Origin of the sequence: Pseudomonas libanensis (assembly GCF_001439685.1) — a bacterium.
Lineage (GTDB): Bacteria > Pseudomonadota > Gammaproteobacteria > Pseudomonadales > Pseudomonadaceae > Aquipseudomonas > Aquipseudomonas libanensis.
This window is the reverse complement of record NZ_JYLH01000014.1, coordinates 69,367-89,352: the sequence shown is the minus strand read 5'-3', so window position 1 is coordinate 89,352 and position 19,986 is coordinate 69,367. Positions and strand designations below refer to the sequence as shown.

The window sequence follows — 19,986 nt, the reverse complement described above, 5'->3', positions numbered from 1 at the left end:
TCACGGGAGCAAGCTCCCTCGCCACGGGTTCAGCTTCGTATCGCAGTTGTGTAGATACCTATGCTGCGATAGCGGTGGATCAGCTAAGGATAAATAAACTGACAGTCCGCCATCGCAGGCAAGCCAGCTCCCACATTGACCGAGTCCACATTTGAGAAGGTGTAAAAAAGCCCGCCATCGAGTCATCGGTGGCGGGCTTTTTTGTAGCGCCAACCCTTAGATCGCGCCGCGCTGACGCAACAGCTCCAGCACTTGCTTGACGCTCTCTTCCAACGACAGGGCCTGGGTGTCGATTACCAGGTCGGCATTCAACGGCACGTCGTACGGGAAGGATTCGCCAGGGATGTTATCCCCGCCCGCCGCATACAAACCTTGCGGATCGCGCTCGGCACATACCAGCGGCGACGCCTGCACGTACACGGTCAGCAGACGATCGGCACCTATCAGCGCCTTGGCCTGCTCACGGCCTTCGGCATCCGGCGCCACGAACGCGGCCAGGGTCAGCAAGCCAGCCTCATTGAACTGACGGGCGACGTGAGCCGCACGGCGCCAGTTCTCGGTACGCCCGGTACGGTCCTGGGGCAAGCCCTTGTTCAGGTCGTGACGCAGGTTCTGGCCGTCCAGTACAAACACCGCACGCCCCATATCGAACAGCTTACGCTCAACCGCGTAGGCCAAGGTGCTCTTGCCAGCGCCGGACAGGCCGCTGAACAACACCGTAGCCGGCTGCTGGCCGAAACGCAGGGCGCGCTCTTCGGTGGCGACATGCGCGAGACTGCCGTGCTGCGCGGAACCGCCATGATTGATCGGCGGCGCGATGATCATGCCCGCGGCAACAGTGCCATTGGTCAAACGGTCGATAACGATGAAGGCGCCAGTGGTGCGGTTACTGTCATAGCCATCCAACGCAATGGCAGCGTCGAGGCTGACCTTAACCCGGCCGATTTCGTTGAGTTGCAGCGAACTCGCCGGGCCCTCGGCCAGGGTGTTCACATCCACGCGATGCACGATACTGGTGATGGACCCCGGTACGTAGCTGGTGGCGCGCTTGATATCGTATTTCTTGCCCGGCAGCATCGGCTCTTCGGCCATCCACACCAGCATGGCGTCGAAGGCGTCGGTCACTTGCGGCACGTTGTCGGCATGCACCAGCAGGTCGCCACGGGAGATATCGATCTCGTCTTCCATGGTCAAGGTCACGGCCTGGCCTGGGCCGGCGTTTTCCAGCTCACCTTCGAAGGTGACAATGGATTTGACCCGGCTGCTCTTGCCCGACGGCAGCACCACCACTTCATCGCCCTTGTGCACGATGCCGCTGGCCAGGGTGCCGGCGAAACCACGGAAATTCAGGTTCGGACGGTTGACGTACTGCACCGGGAAACGCAGGTCGGTGTAGTTGCGGTCGTTGGCGATCTCGACGGTCTCGAGGATCTCCATCAGCGACTGGCCGGTGTACCAGGGCGAACGCTCGCTCTTGTTCACCACGTTGTCGCCCTTGAGCGCCGACATCGGTACAAAGGCCAGGGTGCTCGGCTTGAACGCAATACCTTCGGCGAACTTCAGGTAATCGGCCTTGATCGACTCGAAGACGCTTTGGTCAAAGCCATTGATGTCCATCTTGTTGACGGCCACCACGATGTGTTTGATCCCCAGCAACGAAGCGATAAAGCTGTGGCGACGGGTCTGGGTCTGCACGCCGTAGCGGGCGTCGATCAGGATGATCGCCAGGTCGCAGGTAGACGCACCGGTGGCCATGTTGCGGGTGTACTGCTCATGGCCGGGGGTGTCGGCGATGATGAATTTGCGCTTGGCGGTAGAGAAGTAGCGATAGGCAACATCGATGGTGATGCCCTGCTCACGCTCGGCCTGCAGGCCGTCGACCAGCAAGGCCAGGTCGATGTCATCGCCCGTGGTGCCGGACTTCTTCGAATCGCGGGTGATGGCTTCCAGGTGATCTTCGTAGATCATCTTGGAGTCGTGCAGCAGGCGCCCGATCAGGGTGCTCTTGCCGTCATCGACGTTGCCGCAGGTCAGGAAGCGCAACATTTCCTTGCGCTCGTGCTGGGCCAGGTAGGCGAGGATGTCCTCGCTGATCAAATCAGATACGTGCGACATGACAACCCCTTAGAAATAACCCTGACGTTTTTTGTCTTCCATGGAGCCGGCGCCATCGTGATCGATGACCCGGCCCTGGCGCTCGGAAGTTCGCGTCAGGAGCATTTCCTGAATGATGTCCGTCAGCGTCTCGGCTTCGGACTCCACCGCGCCCGTCAACGGGTAGCAGCCAAGGGTGCGGAAACGTACTTTCTTTTTGACGATGCGGGCTTTGTCTTCGTCGGACAGGTGCTCGAGGATGCGGTCGTCGTCGATCATGATCAACGTGCCGTTCTTTTCGATCACGTCGCGCTCGGCGGCGAAGTACAGCGGCACGATCGGGATGCCTTCCAGATAGATGTACTGCCAGATGTCCAGCTCGGTCCAGTTGGACAGCGGGAACACGCGGATCGACTCGCCCTTGTTGACGTTGCCGTTGTAGACGTTCCACAGCTCCGGACGCTGGTTCTTCGGATCCCAGCGGTGCTTGCTGTCACGGAACGAGTACACGCGCTCTTTGGCACGGGATTTCTCTTCATCGCGACGGGCACCGCCGAACGCTGCGTCGAAACCATGCTTGTCCAGGGCCTGCTTGAGGCCCTCGGTCTTCATGATGTCGGTGTGCTTCGCACTGCCGTGTGTGAACGGGTTGATGCCCTGCGCCACGCCATCGGGGTTGACGTGGGTGATCAGATCCAGGCCCAGCTCTTCAACCATGCGGTCGCGGAACTTGTACATCTCCTGGAATTTCCAGCGGGTGTCGACGTGCATCACCGGGAACGGCAGCTTGCCTGGGAAAAAAGCCTTGCGTGCCAGGTGCAACATCACGGCGGAGTCTTTACCGATCGAGTAGAGCATCACCGGGTTGTCGAACTCGGCGGCGACCTCGCGGATGATGTGGATGCTTTCCGCCTCCAGCTGTTTCAGATGCGTCAGTTTGTCGACCATGGTTACTCACGGAAAAACGATCTTATGGACGGCCAGCGGGCCGTGTTCGAGCGAGGCATGCTAGCACAGCACCTGCTTCTATTCAGGGCGCCAACTAGATCGAAACGGTATATGAATATGCCGTCGAGTTTGGCCTGAAATGCGGGCAAGTGTGGGAGGGGCAAGCCTCCTCCCACCTTCAGATCGGGTTCGGGCAATCGATGAACAGATGCTCCAGGGCAAAGCGTCGCGCCAGGTAGTCGCCCAATGCCTGAACACCGTAGCGCTCGGTGGCGTGATGGCCGGCGGCGATGAAGCTGATGTCGTTTTCCCGTGCGCTGTGGAAGGTCTGTTCGGATGCCTCACCGCTCAGGTACAGGTCGACACCCGCGGCAATCGCCTGGTCGATATAGCCCTGGCCACCCCCGGTGCACCAACCAACGCGACGGATCATCTGGCTGCCTTCGATCAGCAGCGGCTCGCGGCCCATCACGTCCTGCACGCGGCGAGCGAAGTCCCGGGGCGATAGAGGCTCAGCCAGGGAGCCAACCAGACCGACGATCTTGGGGTTGCTCGGGTCCAGCGGGCCTTCGACGGTGATGTCCAAGTGACGCGCCAGTTGCACGTTGTTGCCGACATCGGCGTGCAGGTCCAAAGGCAAGTGGTAAGCCAACAAGCTGATGTCATGCTTGAGCAGGGTCTTCAGGCGGCGTTGCTTCATGCCGGTAATGCACGGGTTTTCGCCCTTCCAGAAATAACCATGGTGCACCAGCACCAGATCGGCCTTGGCTTCGACGGCGGCGTCCAGCAACGCTTGGCTGGCGGTCACGCCGCTGACGATGCGCATCACCTGCGGGCGCCCCTCGACCTGCAGGCCGTTGGGGCAATAATCAGCAATTTTTGCACTGCCGAGGTAGCGGTCCGCTTCCTCGACGAGGGTGGTAAGGGGGACGGCCATAAAAGACTCCTAAATATCCCGTTCGCAGGCCTCGCAGCCTCGTATAATGCGCGACATTATGGGCGCTCTCCCGCCCCCTGCAACCTGTCAGGACTTACTTGATGCTCAAGGCACTGCGTTTTTTTGGATGGCCATTGTTGGCTGGCGTGCTGATCGCGATGCTGATTATCCAGCGTTATCCCCAATGGGTGGGCCTGCCCACCCTAGATGTGAACCTGCAACAGGCGCCGCAGACCAGCACGGTGGTCCAAGGCCCGGTGACCTATGCCGATGCGGTCACCATTGCAGCCCCTGCGGTGGTCAACCTGTACACCACCAAGGTCATCAACAAACCCGCGCATCCATTGTTCGAAGACCCGCAGTTCCGCCGCTATTTCGGTGACAACGGTCCCAAGCAACGCCGCATGGAGTCCAGCCTGGGTTCCGGGGTGATCATGAGCCCCGAAGGCTACATCCTCACCAATAACCACGTGACCAGCGGCGCCGACCAGATCGTGGTGGCCCTGCGTGACGGTCGCGAGACCTTGGCCCGCGTGGTGGGCAGCGACCCGGAAACCGACCTTGCGGTACTGAAGATCGATTTGAAGAACTTGCCGTCCATCACTCTCGGCCGTTCCGACGGTTTGCGCGTGGGTGATGTGGCGCTGGCCATCGGCAACCCGTTCGGCGTTGGCCAGACGGTCACCATGGGCATCATCAGCGCCACCGGGCGTAACCAACTGGGCCTTAACAGCTACGAAGACTTCATCCAGACCGACGCGGCCATTAACCCGGGCAATTCCGGCGGCGCGCTGGTGGATGCCAATGGCAACCTGACGGGCATCAATACCGCGATTTTTTCCAAGTCCGGCGGCTCACAGGGCATCGGTTTCGCGATCCCGGTGAAGCTGGCGATGGAAGTGATGAAGTCGATCATCGAACACGGCCAGGTGATTCGTGGCTGGCTGGGCATTGAAGTGCAGCCACTGACCAAGGAACTGGCAGAGTCGTTCGGCTTGACCGGGCGCCCGGGGATCGTGGTTGCCGGGATCTTCCGCGACGGTCCGGCGCAGAAAGCCGGCCTGCAACTGGGCGATGTGATCCTCAGTATCGACGGGGCCCCGGCCGGTGATGGCCGCAAGTCGATGAACCAGGTGGCGCGGATCAAGCCGACCGACAAGGTGGCGATCCAGGTCATGCGCAACGGCAAGGAGATCAAGCTGTCAGCGGAAATCGGCCTGCGCCCACCGCCGGCGACGGCGCCGGTGAAAGAGGAACAATAGCCCACGCATACCAGGCGCCCGTTCGCGGGCGCTTGCAGGCCACGCTTTAAAGCATTCATTCTCATTAGGCATGTTATATTGTTTCAATATCGCCATTGGAACGTTCTATCATGCCGCCTCGCAAGTTTGTGCCCTCGGCCGGCCTGGCCCTGGGTTTGCTGCTCGACCCTGCCTACGCCGAAGAAAACACCCTGGAACTGGACACCATCAGCGTGACCTCCGAGGCCTATGAATCCGCCACCGGGCCAGTCACGGGCTACCGTGCCACACGCTCGGCCAGTGCCACCAAGACCGACACCGCCCTGCGCGATATCCCACAGTCGATCAGCGTGATTCCCGCTACAGTGCTCAAGGACCTGGGCAGCACCAATGTCGAACGCGCCCTGGAATTTGCCGGCGGCGTGTCCAAGCAAAACAACTTCGGCGGCCTGACCCTCTACGAATACAGCGTGCGCGGCTTCACCACGTCCGAGTTCTACCAGGATGGTTTCAGCGCCAACCGCGGTTACCCGAGTACGCCCGATACCGCCAATATCGAACGCATTGAAGTGCTCAAGGGCCCCGCCGCCAGCCTGTATGGGCGCGGCGACCCTGGCGGCACGGTGAATATCGTCACCAAGAAACCCCAGCCCGACGCCTTCACCACCCTACAGACCAGCGCCGGCAGTTGGGACCGCTACCGCACCGCTTTGGACGTGAATACACCGCTGGACAGCGAAGGGCGCGTATTGTCCCGGGTCAACCTGGCGGTGGAAGACAATCACAGCTTTCGCGATCACGTCGACAGCAAACGGGTGTTCGTCGCGCCTTCATTCAGTTGGCAACTCGACCCCGACACCCATCTGCTCGTAGAAAGCGAATTCGTGCGCCACAGCTCCACCTTCGACCGCGGCATCGTCGCCAATACCGGCATGTCCCACTCAACCTTCCTCGGCGAGCCCAACGACAGCAATATTGATAACCACAACAACCGCATCCAGGCCGCGTTGGAGCACCACCTCAATGACGCCTGGAAGCTGCGCCTGGCCAGCCACTACAAGCAAGGCAGCCTGTGGGGTGACGCGTCGGAAAGCCGTGCGCTTAACGCGGATGGCCACACCGTCAACCGCCGCTACCGTGAACGCTCCACGGGCTGGCACGACAGCATCACCCAGTTGGAACTACGCGGCCTGTTCGATATTGGCAGTTGGCAGCATGAACTGCTGATTGGCACCGAATACGAGGACTACCGCAAGAAGGAGCGCGTGACAGCGATCGACGGCGACTACCCTATCGATATCTATAAACCGGTCTATGGCCAGCCCAAACCCAATGGCAAACGTTCTGGTACCGACTTCTTCGAACAGACCAAAAGCCACGCGCTGAATCTACAAGACCAGATCATCTTCACCGACCGCCTGCGCGGCATGGTGGGTGCGCGCTTCGAACATTTCGAACAAAGCACCGACGACTTCGCCCGCAACCACACCAAAAGTCGCCAGAGCCACGACGCCCTCACCCAGCGCACCGGCCTGCTCTACCAACTGACGCCGGAAATCGGGGTGTTCGCCAATGCGTCCACCTCGTTCAAGCCAAACAACGGCCTGGATGCCGGTGGCAAATCCTTCAAGCCAGAAGAAGGCGTGGGCTATGAGGTGGGGATCAAGAGCGAACTGTTTGACGAGCGACTCAGCGCAACCCTGGCCGCCTTCCATATCGAAAAGGAAAACGTTTTGGCCCTGGACCCTGCGAGCGACACCAACCGCGCCATGGGCAAGGCCCGCAGCCAGGGCTTTGACCTGCAAGTGAGCGGGCAAGTGACCGACGCCATACGTGTGATCGGCGCCTTCGCGTATATCGACGCCGAAGTGACCAAGGGCGACAAAGAAATCCCCACCGGCAGCCGCATTCTCGGCGTAGCCAAGCGCAGTGGCAGTCTGTTGGGGGTGTATGAATTCCAGGATGGCGCGTTGCGTGGTTCGGACCTGGGTGCGGCGTTCACCTACGTGGGTGATCGTTCTGGTGAAGCGGGTACAGGTTTTGAGCTGCCGGCCTACCACACCGTGGATTTGCTCGCCCATTACAAGGCGACGGAGAATGTCACCGTGGGGTTGAACCTTAACAATCTGTTCGATGAGAAGTACTACGAGCGGTCCTACAGCAGGTACTGGGCCAACCCCGGCGAGCCGCGCAACCTCACAGTCAGCTTGACCCTCAATCTCTGACGAACATTGGACTAAATGTGGAAAGGGGCAAGCCCCCTCCCACACTTTGATCTTCACTCGGTTCGGGTTATAGCGTCGTCGGCGCTCGTTCGCACAGAGTATTGAGTGCTGCCGCCCATTGCGGGTCGTCATTCAGGCACGGCACCAGCACCAACTCCTCGCCCCCCGCCGCGCGAAACTGCTCACGGCCGCGATCGCCAATTTCTTCCAGGGTCTCGATGCAGTCGGCGACAAACGCCGGGCACATCACCAGCAACTTTTTCACCCCTTGCTGGGCCAACGCCTCCAGGCGTGCCTCGGTGTAGGGCTCGATCCACTTCGCCCGACCCAGGCGCGATTGAAACGCGACCGACCATTTGCCATCGGGCAAACCGGCGCGCTCGGCAAAATCCCGGGCAACGCTGAAGCATTGCGCGCGATAGCAAGTGGCGAGCACTTGAGGCGAAGCATTCTTGCAGCAGTCGGCATCCTTGAAGCAATGCCCGCCGGTAGGGTCGAGCTTTTTCAGATGCCGCTCGGGCAAGCCATGAAAACTCAGCAACAAATGATCGTAATCCTGCTCCAGGTGAGCGCGGGCGCTGGTAACCAGGGCATCCAAATATTCCGGCTGATCATAGAAGGGTTGCAGAATCGAAAACTGGATATTCAGTTTCTTGTCGCGCACCACACGCTTGGCCTCCTCCACCACCGTGGTGACGGTGCTGTCGGCAAACTGCGGATACAACGGCGCCAGCGTGACGTTCTGGATGCCCTGGGCGGCCAAGCGCGTCAGGGTGGTTTCCAGGGACGGCTCGCCATACCGCATCGCCAGCTCCACCGGGCCATGGGTCCACTGCGCGGTCATCTGCTGTTGCAGGCGACGGCTCAGCACCACCAGCGGCGAACCCTCGTCCCACCAGATCGATGCGTAGGCATGGGCCGACTGCTCGGGACGCTTGATCAGGATCAGCGACACCAGCAAGCGCCTTACCGGCCAAGGCAAGTCGATCACGTAGGGATCCATCAGGAACTGATTGAGGTAGCTGCGCACATCGGCCACCGAAGTGGACTTTGGCGAGCCCAGGTTGACCAGTAACAACGCGTGATCCGTCATGCAACATCCTATCTCTAGAGGCGGCTGGACAAGTCGTCCAGAGCCGCACGCAATTCAGTGAACTGGAAAGTGAAACCCGCCGCCAACAGCCGCTCGGGCAGTGCCTTTTGCCCGCCCAGCAACAGGCCGGACAACTCCCCCAGACCAACCTTCAACACGAAGGCCGGCATCGGCATGAACGCCGGGCGGTGCAACACCTGGCCCAAGGTCTTGGCAAACTCGCGGTTACGCACCGGGTGAGGCGCGCAGGCATTATAAGGACCGCTGGTGTCTTCCTTGTGCAGAAGAAAATCAATCAGGGCGATTTGATCCTTGATATGCACCCAGGGCATCCACTGCCGACCCTTGCCGATCGGCCCGCCCAGCGCCAGTTTGAACGGCAGCAACAGGCGCGACAAAAAGCCGCCCTCGGCCGCCAGCACCAGGCCGGTGCGCACCAGCACCACACGTATGCCCAGGGCTTCGGCACGCTGGGCGGTTTCTTCCCAGGCAATACACAGCTGGCTGGGGAAATCATCCAGTACCGGGCCGCTGGCCTCAGTCAATTCGCGCTCGCCGCCGTCGCCATACCAACCCACGGCAGAACCGGAGATCAGTACCGCAGGTTTTTGCTCCAGGCCCTCCATCCACGCCAGCAGGGTTTCCGTGAGGTTGATCCGACTGCTCCACAACAACGCCTTGCGCTTGTGGGTCCAGGGCCGATCAGCAATGGGCGCGCCCGCCAGGTTGACCACCGCGTCCACCGCGCCAATCACCTCTTGCAGACGAGCAACTCCAAGCACCTGCGCACCACACACCCGGGCAACCGTTTCCGGTTGCCGGCTCCACACCGTCAGGCGATGGCCCTGGGCGAGCCAGTGCTTGCAGAGTTGACGGCCAATCAGGCCGGTACCGCCGGTCAGCAAAATATGCATGGGACTCTCCTCATGTAACGTTCGCCGCCGCTCACTGGTCTATTTTATAAGCAGGGATCAATTTGATAATCGAGCGTGACGAGCGTTTAAGCCTTAGCTTAACCATAGGTCACGCCACACAATCAGGCACGCCAAAACTTATACCAAAAAACAATATTGTACAGCTATTGGTGTCGGCGTAGTCTGTACCCAACGGTAAAACGAGGCCTCCCATGACTGTTCCTATCGCGATCATTGGTACCGGCATCGCCGGTCTCTCCGCCGCCCGAGCGTTACGAGACGCAGGGCATGTTGTACAACTCTTCGATAAAAGCCGCGGCAGTGGCGGACGCATGTCCAGCAAACGCAGCGATGCCGGAGCCCTGGACATGGGCGCACAATATTTCACCGCCCGTGACCGGCGCTTCGTCAACGAAGTGCAGCGCTGGCAAACTAACGGCTGGGCAGAGCAATGGAAGCCCCAGCTGTACAACTTCAAGTCCGGCCAGCTGACGCCCTCGCCCGATGAACAGATCCGCTGGGTTGGCACGCCGCGCATGAGCGCCATTACGCGCGCGCTGCTCGATGACTTGCCGGTGCAGTTCGGTTGCCGCATCACCGAGGTATTCCAAGGTACGCAGCACTGGAACCTGCTCGACGCGGACGGCGGCAACCATGGCCCCTTCAGTCATGTGATCGTCGCCACGCCGGCGCCCCAAGCCACCACGTTGCTGGCCGCCGCCCCCAAACTGGCGAGTGCCGCGGCCGGCGTAAAGATGGACCCGACCTGGGCCATCGCCCTGGCATTCGACAAGCCCCTGGATACGCCAATGGAGGGCTGCTTCCTACAAGACAGCCCCTTGGATTGGCTGGCACGCAACCGCAGCAAACCCGGGCGTGACACCACCCTCGACACCTGGGTGCTGCACGCCACCAGCGCCTGGAGCAAGGCGCACCTGGACCTGCCCAAGGAAGCAGTGATCGAACACCTGCACGGTGCCTTCGCCGAGCTGCTGCACAGCGCGATGCCCGCGCCTTCGTTCAGCCTGGCGCACCGCTGGCTCTATGCCCGGCCGTCCAGCAGCCATGAGTTCGGAGTGCTGGCCGATGCCGACCTGGGATTGTTCGTCTGCGGTGACTGGTGCTTATCCGGCCGTGTGGAGGGCGCCTGGCTCAGCGGCCAGGAAGCGGCGCGGCGCTTGATCGAGCATCTGCAATGAATCGCATCAATCCCGCCAAACTGCTGCTGTCGAAATGGACGGCAGCACAGCCCCGCCACAAGGAAAAACATTTCCTGGTCACCGAAGTGTTTTGTGACGAAGAAGGCACTGTGCTGGAGATTGAACTGCAAGCCATCCTCACTCGACGCACTGGACGCTTTTCCTGGCAGACCCTCCAGAACGTTGAAGCCTGGCAAATGGGTTGGAAGTAAACCCTGCCAGGACCTGTACAAATTATTTGACTTGTACAACACAGGACCTATGATGAGAATTGGTTGTACAAGTTTTCTACCTTGTACAGGATTCTTGCAGAGGTTTGCTTATGTCGAGCAATGCAAAACCGAAGATCGCCATCAGTGCCTGCCTCCTGGGTGAAAACGTGCGCTTCAACGGTGGACATAAACAATCCCTGCTGTGCACCCAGACCCTCAGCGACTATTTCGATTTTGTGCCGCTGTGCCCGGAAGTCGCCATCGGCCTGGGCATCCCTCGGGAGCCGATCCGCCTGGTGGGCGATCCTGCCGCTCCGCAAGCCGTTGGCACGGTAAACCCTGAGCTCAACGTCACGCAGCCTCTGGATGACTACGGGCAGCGAATGGCCCGGGAACACACCGACCTGTGCGGCTACATTTTCATGCAGAAGTCGCCGTCCTGCGGACTTGAACGGGTCAAGGTATACCGCGACAACGGCACACCCGTTGACGGTGGCGGGCGCGGTATCTACGCCCGGGCATTCTGCGCACGCCACCCCAACCTTCCGGTGGAAGAAGACGGCCGCCTGAATGACCCGGTGCTGCGCGAGAACTTCCTGACTCGCGTATTCGTTTACGCCAGTTGGCAGCGATTGCTGGCCGAGGGGCTCACCCGTCACGGCCTGCTGACGTTCCACTCGCGCTACAAATACCTGCTGATGGCCCACAGCCCGGCGCATTATAAAAGCCTGGGCCATTTGCTCGGCAGCATGGGCAAGGGCGTCGATCTCCAGGCACTGGCCCACGGCTACTTCAGCGAGCTGATGACGGGCCTGAAAAAGTGCGCCACACGCGGCACTCACACCAATGTGCTGCAACACATCAGCGGCTACCTCAAACAGGTCATCAGCGACGATGACAAACAGGAAATGCAGACCGTCATCGGCCAGTACCGCCACGGCATTGTGCCGCTGGTGGTGCCGCTGACCCTGCTCAAGCATCACTTTCGTCAACATCCGGACCGTTACATCGCGCAGCAGGCCTACCTGCAACCGCACCCGGAAAACCTCAGCCTGCGTAATGCGATCTAATCCATGAAACCTGCCCTGCTCGACGAACCCGGCGAAGACATTGCCCTGGCTTTGGAAAACGGCTGGTTGCCGATCCGCGAAGTGGCACGCCAGACCGGCGTCAACGCAGTGACCCTGCGCGCCTGGGAACGCCGCTACGGCCTGATCGTGCCCCAGCGCACGCCCAAGGGGCATCGGCTGTTCAGCGCCGCACACGTGCAACGCATCCATGCCATCCTCACATGGCTCAATCGCGGCGTGCCAGTCAGCCAGGTCAAGGATTTGATCGATTCGGCCCAACCCAGTGTCGAGCCGATGGAAAACGAGTGGCACAGCCTGCGCCAGCATTTGCTCAGTGCCATCAGCGAACTGGCCGAACGCCGGGTCGACGATGCCTTCAACCAAGCCATGGCGCTCTACCCGCCGCGTACCTTATGCGAACAATTGATGCTGCCGCTGCTCAGGGAGCTGGAGCAGCGTTGGCAGGGCCAGTTCGGCGCGCAGATGGAGCGGGTGTTTTTCCTGTCCTGGCTGCGCAGCAAGTTCGGCGCGCGGATTTATCACAACAATCGCCAGCTCCACGGCGCACCGCTGCTGCTGGTCAACCATTCCGACTTGCCACTGGAACCGCACTTGTGGCTCAGCGCCTGGCTGGCCAGCAGTGCCGATTGCCCGGTGGAAGTGTTTGACTGGCCACTGCCGGCCGGCGAATTGGCGTTGGCGGTGGAGCATCTGCAACCGCGTGCCGTGCTGTTGTACTCAAGCAAGGCCCTCCATTTGTCGGCACTCTCAAAACTATTGGGCGGCGTCAGTTGCCCAATATTGATTGCCGGCCCAACGGTGTGTATCCATCACGCCGAGCTGGCCGAATTAACCCATGACATACCTGAATTGTTTGTGGCCGAAGATCCATTGGCGGCCCACCAGTTATTGATCCAGCGTGGAATTGTCTGATGCATTTGATCTGGCTGCGCACCGACCTGCGCCTGCACGACAACACAGCCCTGGCTGCCGCGAGCAAGCGCGGCCCGGTTGCGGCCATTTACCTGGTCACGCCCGAGCAGTGGCTGGCCCATGATGATGCGCCGTGCAAAGTCGACTTCTGGCTGCGCAACCTGGGGCAGTTGAGCCAGACGCTGGGCAAACTGAACATTCCGCTGCTGATCCGCCACGTGGCAACCTGGAACCAGGCGCCGACGGTGCTGAGCGAAGTGTGCCGGGAACTGTCGGTGGAATCGGTGCACGTCAACGAGGAATACGGCATCCACGAAAGCCAGCGCGATGTTGCCGTGGCCAAGGCCCTGGAAGCGCGCGGGGTGACCTTTCACAGCTACCTGGACCAGCTGTTGTTCCAGCCGGGCAGCGTGCTGACCAAGACCGGCACCTACTTTCAGGTGTTCAGCCAGTTTCGCAAGGTCTGCTACAACCGCCTGCACAGTGCCCTGCCCCGCCTGGTCGCAACGCCCAAGGCGCAAGCCAGGCTTGAGTTGAAAAGCGATCCTGTGCCGACAACAGTAGAAGGTTTCGAGCCGCCCAGCGACAGCTTGCGCGCCCTCTGGCCCGCCGGTGAAGACGAAGCGAATCGCCGTCTCGACGCCTTCGCCGACCAGCAGATCAGCTATTACAAGGACGAGCGCGACTTTCCGGCCAAACCCGGTACCAGTCAGTTGTCCGCCTACCTGGCCGCCGGCGTGGTGTCGCCGCGCCAGTGCTTGCACGCCGCGCTGCAAACCAACCAGGGCGAGTTCGAGAGCGGCGCCATCGGCGCCATCACTTGGATCAATGAGCTGCTGTGGCGCGAGTTCTACAAACATATCCTGGTGGGCTACCCACGGGTGTCCCGGCACCGCGCCTTTCGCCCGGAAACCGAAGCGCTGGCCTGGCGCAATGCACCCGCGGACCTGGCCGCCTGGCAACAGGCGCGTACCGGCCTGCCGATCATCGATGCGGCCATGCGCCAACTGCTGGAAACCGGTTGGATGCACAACCGCCTGCGCATGGTGGTGGCGATGTTCCTGACCAAGAACCTGCTGATCGACTGGCGCGAAGGCGAGCGTTTCTTCATGCGGCACCTGATCGACGGCGACTTGGCGGCCAACAACGGCGGCTGGCAGTGGAGTTCATCGACCGGCACCGACTCGGCCCCCTACTTCCGAATTTTCAGCCCGCTGAGCCAATCGGAAAAATTCGACAGTGAGGGTGTCTTCATCAAGCGCTGGCTGCCAGAGCTGGCCGCGTTGAATAAAAAAGAGGTGCACAACCCCGCAGCTGCTGGCAGTTTGTTTGGCGTCGCGGATTACCCGCGGGCCATCGTCGACCTGAAGCAGTCCCGGGAGCGTGCCTTGGCCGCCTTTCGCAGCCTGCCTTCACGTCAGGAGATGGCCGATCATGAGTGACTTCCTGCGCCGCTTCGCCCACAGCTTCGCCACGCTGGACAAGCACAACCTGCAACTGCTCGACAGCCTGTACAGCGAGGACATCGCATTTACCGACCCGCTGCATGAAGTCCATGGCCTGCCTGCGCTTAGGCGCTACTTTGCCGAACTGTATAGCAACGTCAGCCAGCTGCAGTTCGACTTCCACGGCTTCGATGCCGTGGCCGAAGGCGAAGGTTACCTGCGCTGGACCATGAAGTTTCGCCACCCGCGCCTCTCGGGCGGCAAGGTGATTCAAGTGCAGGGCTGTTCCCATTTAATGTGGCACGACAAGGTCTATCGTCATCGTGACTATTTCGATGCCGGTGCCCTGCTCTATGAACACGTGCCGGTACTCGGTCGTATGGTCAGTTGGTTGAAAAGGAGAATGGGATGAGCCTTGCACCCCGACGTTATTGGCTGACCGGCGCCAGCAGTGGCATCGGTGCCGCGCTGGCCGTGGAGTTGCTCAACAGCGGCGCCCACGTGGCACTCAGCTCCCGCACTAAAGGCCCGCTGGAAGCGCTCGCCCATCGCTATCCGGGACAAGTGCTGGTGGTGGCCGGCGACTTGACCAACAGCCAGACCGTGCGCGAGATCGGTGAACGTATCGGCGAGGTCTGGGGTGCCCTGGACACGGTGATCCTTAATGCCGGGACCTGTGAATATGTCGACGCCCGGCAGTTTGACTCCTCGATCATCGAGCACGTGGTGCGCACCAACCTGCTTGCCAGCAGTTATTGCATCGAGGCCGCGCTGCCGCTGTTACGTGCCGGGCTTACCCCGCACCTGGTGGGCGTAGCCAGCGCCGTGACTTACCTGCCAATGCCCCGCGCCGAAGCCTATGGCGCGTCAAAGGCCGGGCTGCGCTACCTGTTCGAATCCCTGCGCATCAGCCTGTCGCCGGAAAAGATCGACGTCACGGTGATCAGCCCTGGCTTTGTGGACACGCCGCTGACCGAGCGCAATGATTTCCCGATGCCCTTGAGCTGGTCCGCTAACAAGGCGGCACGGCATATCGTTGCAAAACTGGAAAAACGCCCGCTGGAGATCGCCTTTCCGGCGATGTTCATCGCCACCCTGTGGCCGTTGTCCAAACTGCCCAACCGCGCGCAATTGATCATCGGCAAGCGCATGCTGCGCAGCCCACCGCCGCACAAGGACGATCTGTGAAGATTGCCATCATCGGCGGCGGTATCGCCGGGCTGACCAGCGCCTACCTGCTCAGCCGCCGCCACGACATTACCTTGTTCGAAGCGGGTGACTGCATCGGCGGGCATACCCACACGGCCAACGTCACAGTCGAAGGCAAGGGCTATGCGGTAGACACAGGCTTCATTGTGTTCAATGACTGGACCTACCCTAATTTCATCCGCCTGCTGGGCCAGATTGGCGTCAAATTCAAACCCACCGAGATGAGTTTTTCGGTGTGCGACCAGAGCACCGGCTTCGAGTACAACGGCAACAACCTCAACAGCCTGTTTGCCCAGCGCCGCAATCTTCTGTCGCCGGGCTTCTGGGGCATGTTGCGCGATATCCTGCGTTTCAACCGCCAGGCCCCCCTGGACCTGCAAGCGCAGCGCATCAGCGCCGAGATGACCCTCGGTGACTACCTCGCAGCCGGCGGTTATGGCCCCAGGTTTATCCAGCACTACATCGTGCCGATGGGCGCGGCAATCTGGTCGATGTCCCTGGCCGACATGCTCAACTTTCCGCTGCAGTTCTTTGTGCGCTTCTTCAAGAACCACGGCTTGCTCTCGCTGAGCAACCGCCCGCAATGGTGCGTGATCGAAGGCGGCTCCAGCCGCTATATCGAACCGCTGACCCGCAGCTTTATCGAACAGGTACGACTCAATTGCCCTGTGCATAACGTGCAACGCACAGATGATGGCGTGGTTATCCACAGCCCTGCCGGCAGCGAAACCTTCGACCGTGTGGTGTTCGCCTGCCACAGCGATCAGGCCCTGGCCTTGCTCGCCGACCCCAGCCAGGCTGAACAGGAGATCCTCGGTGCGCTGCCCTACGCCGACAACGACGTGGTACTGCACACCGACACACGCCTGCTGCCCGACCGCAAACTGGCCTGGGCCAGCTGGAATTACCGGCTGGCCGGCAACCAGCAGCCTCAGGCCGCCGTGACCTACGACATGAACATCCTGCAAGGCATCGACAGCGCCACCACCTTTTGCGTCAGCCTCAACCAGACGCAGATGATCAACCCGTTGAAGATCCTCGCGCGCTACACCTATGCCCATCCCCAGTACAGCCTGGCCGCCGTGGCCGCTCAAGCCCGCTGGGAAGAACTGCACGGTGCGCGCAATACTTTCTACTGCGGTGCCTACTGGGCCAACGGCTTCCATGAAGACGGTGTGGTCAGCGCCCTGCGCGTGGCCCAAGCCTTCGGGGAAACCCTGTGAACAGTGCCCTGTACAGCGGCTGGATCGCCCATCGCCGGTTCACGCCCAGGGCTCACGCCTTTCGCTACCGCATCGGCCTGCTGTACCTGGACCTCAGCGAAGAGGACGAAGTGCTTGGCCTGTCGCCCATGGCCGGCCCAAGTCGCTTGGCGCCCTTCGGTTTCCGCCAGCAGGACTATCTGCGTGAACTCACCCGCCACGGCATGAGCTTGAGCGATGCCGTGCGCCACGAAGTCGGCAAGGCACTGGGGCATACACCCCGGGGCGTTATCTGCCTACTGACCCAGGCCCGCAGTTGGGGCCTGGCTTTTAATCCTGTGAGTTTCTTCTACTGCTTCGAGGCCGACGGACGATTGGCTGCGATCCTGTGTGAAGTGACCAACACACCTTGGCGCGAACGCTATCACTACGTGCTGCCGGCCCAGGCCCACGGCGCCGATGAGCACGAGCATTTCGCCGTGGCCAAGGCTTTTCATGTGTCGCCTTTTTTACCCCGCGATCTGGAATATCGCATGAGTTTCAGCCCGCCCGCCGTCAGGCTCGGCGTGCACATGGCCGACTGGCAAGGCACACAGAAACTCTTTGACGCTACGTTGAGCCTGGAACGCCAACCTCTGAGCCGCGCCAGCCTGCATGGTTATTTATGGCGTTTTCCGTGGATGACCGCCAAGACCTGCCTGGCGATCTACTGGCAAGCCCTGCGCCTGCTGCTCAAGCGCACACCGATTTTTCCCCACCGGGCCGCCGATGGCGCCTCTCGCACCGCAGTCGGGTACACCAAGGATCGCCGCCATGAAACCCCCTAGCTTATCGGTCAAGGCCAACCGCCTGAACGTCAACGGTGTGACCGCCGCCTTGTTGCGCAAGGGCGTGCTGCGCCAGTTCAGCCAATTGCGCCATGGTCAGTTGGTGATCATCGAGGACGGCGAGCGACAAGTCTTCGGCGCCCGGGAAGCGCACCTGCTGGGGGAAATCCAGATTCTCGACTCGGCGGCCTGGGGCCTGGTGGCAGCCAATGGTTCAATCGGTGCCGGCGAAGCGTTTATCCACGGATACTGGACCAGCCCTGACCTTACCGCCGTGGTCCGAGTGATGGTCAGCAATCTTGACGTACTCGACGCCATGGAGGGGGGCCTGGCACGCCTGGCCCGGCCGTTTACCCAAGGCCTGCACTGGCTCAACCGCAATACGCGCAAGGGCGCGCAGAAAAACATTGCCGCCCATTACGACCTGGGCAACGACCTCTTCGAAGAGTTCCTCGACCCCACTATGATGTACTCGTCGGCGCAGTTCCTGACGCCCGATGACACCCTGGAACAGGCGCAACTGAACAAGTTGGCGCGTATCTGCCAGAAGCTGGCGCTCAAGCCCAGCGACCATCTGCTGGAAATCGGCACCGGCTGGGGCAGCATGGCGCTGTATGCGGCGCAGCACTACGGTTGCAAGGTCACCACCACGACCTTGTCCAGGGAGCAGTTCACCTACACCGCGCAACGCATCCAGGCACTGGGCCTGCAAGATCAAGTGACCTTGCTGCTAAGCGATTACCGTGACCTCACCGGCACGTACGATAAGCTGGTGTCGATCGAAATGATCGAAGCGGTGGGCCATCGCTTCCTGCCCACCTATTTCAAGCAATGTGCCCATTTGCTCAAGCCCGACGGCCTGATGTTGCTGCAAGCCATCACCATCCGCGAACAACGCTTCGAGCAGGCCAAGCGCAGCGTCGACTTTATCCAGCGCTATATCTTTCCCGGCGGCGCCCTGCCCTGTGTACAGAACATGCTGCAGATCGTCAGCCGCGACACCGACATGAACCTGTTGCACATGGAAGACTTCGGCCTGCACTACGCCCGCACCCTGCGCCTGTGGCATGAGAACTTTCGCCGCGCCCATGGCCGCCTCACCGAACTTGGCTACGACGAATACTTCCTGCGCCTGTGGGAGTTCTACCTGTGCTACTGCGAGGGCGGCTTCATGGAACGCACCATTGGTACGGCGCAATTGCTGCTGGCCAAACCGGCGGCGATCAACCCGCCGTTGCTCGGGCGCTTCAGCGCCTAAACCCTTGGCCAATGCCGTGCTGTTCCAGTGCGGCTGGTTTGCCTGTGTGCTCGGCGGCGATAGTCTGTGGCTGCTGGTGGGGCTGGCGGTACTGGGCCATGCTGTTTCCCTTGTTGCATTGCCTAACTCGGGGTTGCGGCACTGACGCCCGTCCGAGCATGCATACGCGGTCAACACACTTGCCTTACACTGCGGGCCTATGACCAACATCCCCCATATTCAAATCACCGAACCCGCCGTCACCTGCTCGACGTGTGCGGCCTGCTGCTGCCAGTTGGAGGTCATGCTGATCACCGACACCGGCGTGCCGCAGCGCTTTATCGATACCGACGATTGGGGCGGTGAAGTGATGCTGCGCCTGGACGACGGCTGGTGCGCCGCGCTGGACCGGGACACGATGATGTGCACGATTTACGCGCTTCGGCCATTGATCTGCCGGGAGTTTGAGATGGGTGCGCCGGAATGCCTGGAAGAGCGCGAAGGCATCGCCACAGTCTATCGCTGACCTGCAGGAGCGAGCTTGCTCGCGAAAAATCTGAACGCGCCACGTCAACCCGGGTTCACTGCGTTATCGTTGACGTTCTTCGCGAGCAGGCTCGCTCCTACATTGCCTACAGCGGCATGGTGTAGTGCAGCGAGTAGCTCTCTACACCATCGTTATTGCTGCTGATACCGGCATTGGAATAGTGCGTGGCCCGAATGCCGACTTCATGCCCGCCGTTGAAGCGCAGGCCGAAACCCAGGCGGTCTTCGAACTGAAAAGATTGGCCGATGTTGTTGTCTTCCAGACGGGTGCGGGAGAACAGCGCCACGCCGATACCGGCTTCGATGTAGGGCTTGACCGACTCGCCGGCAAACTCATACACGAACACCGGCGAGAACGACAGGCTGCTGGCGCCTGCGCGGTCGTCACCTTCCCAATAGGTATAAGCGCCGCTCCAGTAGCCGGTCAGACGGCCAACGTTGCTTTGCATCCAGCTCTTATCCCAATCCGAGGTCAGGCCCAGTCGATAGGTCAACGTCGAATCACTGGTGCTCCCCAACCCGAACTCCAGGCCAGCGGCCTGGGCTGAAACAGAGTGTCCCAACACGGCGGCCGCAATCGCAGCCAAACAGAACAAGCGCTTCATAAGAAACATCCTTTCCGAACGAAGTTATAGGGTTTTAAACAGGCTAACT

At 60.9% G+C, this 19,986-nt stretch carries 19 protein-coding genes and 1 pseudogene; 14 read left to right on the top strand and 6 right to left on the bottom strand.

What is annotated here, in order from left to right:
• Positions 1-216: 216 nt before the first annotated feature.
• From cysN to TU73_RS20960, 3 genes are all read right to left on the bottom strand, one after another.
• Positions 217-2,115 carry a sulfate adenylyltransferase subunit CysN gene (cysN, locus tag TU73_RS20970; protein ID WP_057013826.1) on the bottom strand — a complete coding sequence of 633 codons (1,899 nt, stop codon included), beginning with the start codon at positions 2,113-2,115 and terminating at the stop codon, positions 217-219.
• Between the two features lie 9 nt (positions 2,116-2,124).
• Positions 2,125-3,042 (bottom strand): sulfate adenylyltransferase subunit CysD, encoded by a 918-nt coding sequence (gene cysD / locus TU73_RS20965; RefSeq protein ID WP_043049276.1) that lies wholly within the window; start codon positions 3,040-3,042, stop codon positions 2,125-2,127.
• A 178-nt stretch (positions 3,043-3,220) separates the two neighbouring features.
• Positions 3,221-3,979 carry a Nif3-like dinuclear metal center hexameric protein gene (locus TU73_RS20960; RefSeq protein ID WP_043049274.1) on the bottom strand — a complete coding sequence of 253 codons (759 nt, stop codon included), beginning with the start codon at positions 3,977-3,979 and terminating at the stop codon, positions 3,221-3,223.
• A 101-nt stretch (positions 3,980-4,080) separates the two neighbouring features.
• Between TU73_RS20960 and algW the strand changes: the two genes are divergently transcribed.
• Both algW and TU73_RS20950 read left to right on the top strand, forming a co-directional pair.
• The gene (gene algW, locus TU73_RS20955; protein ID WP_043049273.1) at positions 4,081-5,241 is read left to right on the top strand and encodes a Do family serine endopeptidase AlgW; all 1,161 of its coding nucleotides are present in this window, start codon (positions 4,081-4,083) and stop codon (positions 5,239-5,241) included.
• A 110-nt stretch (positions 5,242-5,351) separates the two neighbouring features.
• The gene (locus TU73_RS20950; RefSeq protein WP_057013825.1) at positions 5,352-7,445 is read left to right on the top strand and encodes a TonB-dependent siderophore receptor; all 2,094 of its coding nucleotides are present in this window, start codon (positions 5,352-5,354) and stop codon (positions 7,443-7,445) included.
• Between the two features lie 67 nt (positions 7,446-7,512).
• On the opposite strand, the gene hemH is transcribed toward TU73_RS20950, so the two are convergent.
• Entirely contained in the window at positions 7,513-8,538 is a 1,026-nt protein-coding gene (hemH, locus tag TU73_RS20945) for a ferrochelatase (protein ID WP_057013824.1), read from the bottom strand.
• A 14-nt stretch (positions 8,539-8,552) separates the two neighbouring features.
• The gene (locus TU73_RS20940) at positions 8,553-9,452 is read right to left on the bottom strand and encodes a TIGR01777 family oxidoreductase (RefSeq protein WP_057013823.1); all 900 of its coding nucleotides are present in this window, start codon (positions 9,450-9,452) and stop codon (positions 8,553-8,555) included.
• 212 nt (positions 9,453-9,664) lie between these two features.
• Here TU73_RS20940 and TU73_RS20935 point away from each other — a divergent pair, with 212 nt between their 5' ends.
• From TU73_RS20935 to TU73_RS20885, 12 genes and pseudogenes are all read left to right on the top strand, one after another.
• Entirely contained in the window at positions 9,665-10,651 is a 987-nt protein-coding gene (locus TU73_RS20935) for an NAD(P)/FAD-dependent oxidoreductase (protein ID WP_057013822.1), read from the top strand.
• Positions 10,648-10,863, top strand: a complete 216-nt coding sequence (locus TU73_RS20930) for a TIGR02450 family Trp-rich protein (RefSeq protein ID WP_057013821.1) — start codon at positions 10,648-10,650, stop codon at positions 10,861-10,863. Before TU73_RS20935 ends, TU73_RS20930 begins: the two co-directional genes overlap by 4 nt.
• Positions 10,864-10,973: 110 nt before the next feature.
• The gene (locus tag TU73_RS20925; protein WP_057013820.1) at positions 10,974-11,933 is read left to right on the top strand and encodes a YbgA family protein; all 960 of its coding nucleotides are present in this window, start codon (positions 10,974-10,976) and stop codon (positions 11,931-11,933) included.
• Positions 11,934-11,936: 3 nt separating this feature from the next.
• Positions 11,937-12,866 carry a MerR family transcriptional regulator gene (locus TU73_RS20920; protein ID WP_057013819.1) on the top strand — a complete coding sequence of 310 codons (930 nt, stop codon included), beginning with the start codon at positions 11,937-11,939 and terminating at the stop codon, positions 12,864-12,866.
• A complete protein-coding gene (gene phrB / locus TU73_RS20915; RefSeq protein WP_057013818.1) occupies positions 12,866-14,308 on the top strand; it encodes a deoxyribodipyrimidine photo-lyase in 1,443 nt (480 codons plus the stop codon). Before TU73_RS20920 ends, phrB begins: the two co-directional genes overlap by 1 nt.
• Positions 14,301-14,723 carry a nuclear transport factor 2 family protein gene (locus tag TU73_RS20910; protein WP_057013817.1) on the top strand — a complete coding sequence of 141 codons (423 nt, stop codon included), beginning with the start codon at positions 14,301-14,303 and terminating at the stop codon, positions 14,721-14,723. Before phrB ends, TU73_RS20910 begins: the two co-directional genes overlap by 8 nt.
• Positions 14,720-15,499 (top strand): SDR family NAD(P)-dependent oxidoreductase, encoded by a 780-nt coding sequence (locus TU73_RS20905; protein WP_057013816.1) that lies wholly within the window; start codon positions 14,720-14,722, stop codon positions 15,497-15,499. Before TU73_RS20910 ends, TU73_RS20905 begins: the two co-directional genes overlap by 4 nt.
• Positions 15,496-16,743, top strand: coding sequence for an NAD(P)/FAD-dependent oxidoreductase (locus TU73_RS20900; protein ID WP_057013815.1), 1,248 nt, complete (start codon positions 15,496-15,498; stop codon positions 16,741-16,743). The genes TU73_RS20905 and TU73_RS20900 overlap by 4 nt, the downstream gene beginning before the upstream one ends.
• Positions 16,740-17,549 (top strand): DUF1365 domain-containing protein, encoded by an 810-nt coding sequence (locus TU73_RS20895; protein WP_057013814.1) that lies wholly within the window; start codon positions 16,740-16,742, stop codon positions 17,547-17,549. The genes TU73_RS20900 and TU73_RS20895 overlap by 4 nt, the downstream gene beginning before the upstream one ends.
• Positions 17,536-18,807 (top strand): SAM-dependent methyltransferase, encoded by a 1,272-nt coding sequence (locus TU73_RS20890; RefSeq protein ID WP_057013813.1) that lies wholly within the window; start codon positions 17,536-17,538, stop codon positions 18,805-18,807. The genes TU73_RS20895 and TU73_RS20890 overlap by 14 nt, the downstream gene beginning before the upstream one ends.
• A gap of 4 nt (positions 18,808-18,811) precedes the next feature.
• Positions 18,812-18,904, top strand: a pseudogene (locus tag TU73_RS28560) (DUF2878 family protein); the annotation flags it as partial.
• Between the two features lie 102 nt (positions 18,905-19,006).
• Positions 19,007-19,312, top strand: coding sequence for a YkgJ family cysteine cluster protein (locus TU73_RS20885; RefSeq protein ID WP_046070825.1), 306 nt, complete (start codon positions 19,007-19,009; stop codon positions 19,310-19,312).
• Positions 19,313-19,418: 106 nt separating this feature from the next.
• Here TU73_RS20885 and TU73_RS20880 read toward each other — a convergent pair whose 3' ends face one another.
• Positions 19,419-19,937, bottom strand: coding sequence for an acyloxyacyl hydrolase (locus TU73_RS20880; protein ID WP_043049248.1), 519 nt, complete (start codon positions 19,935-19,937; stop codon positions 19,419-19,421).
• Positions 19,938-19,986 lie beyond the last annotated feature (49 nt).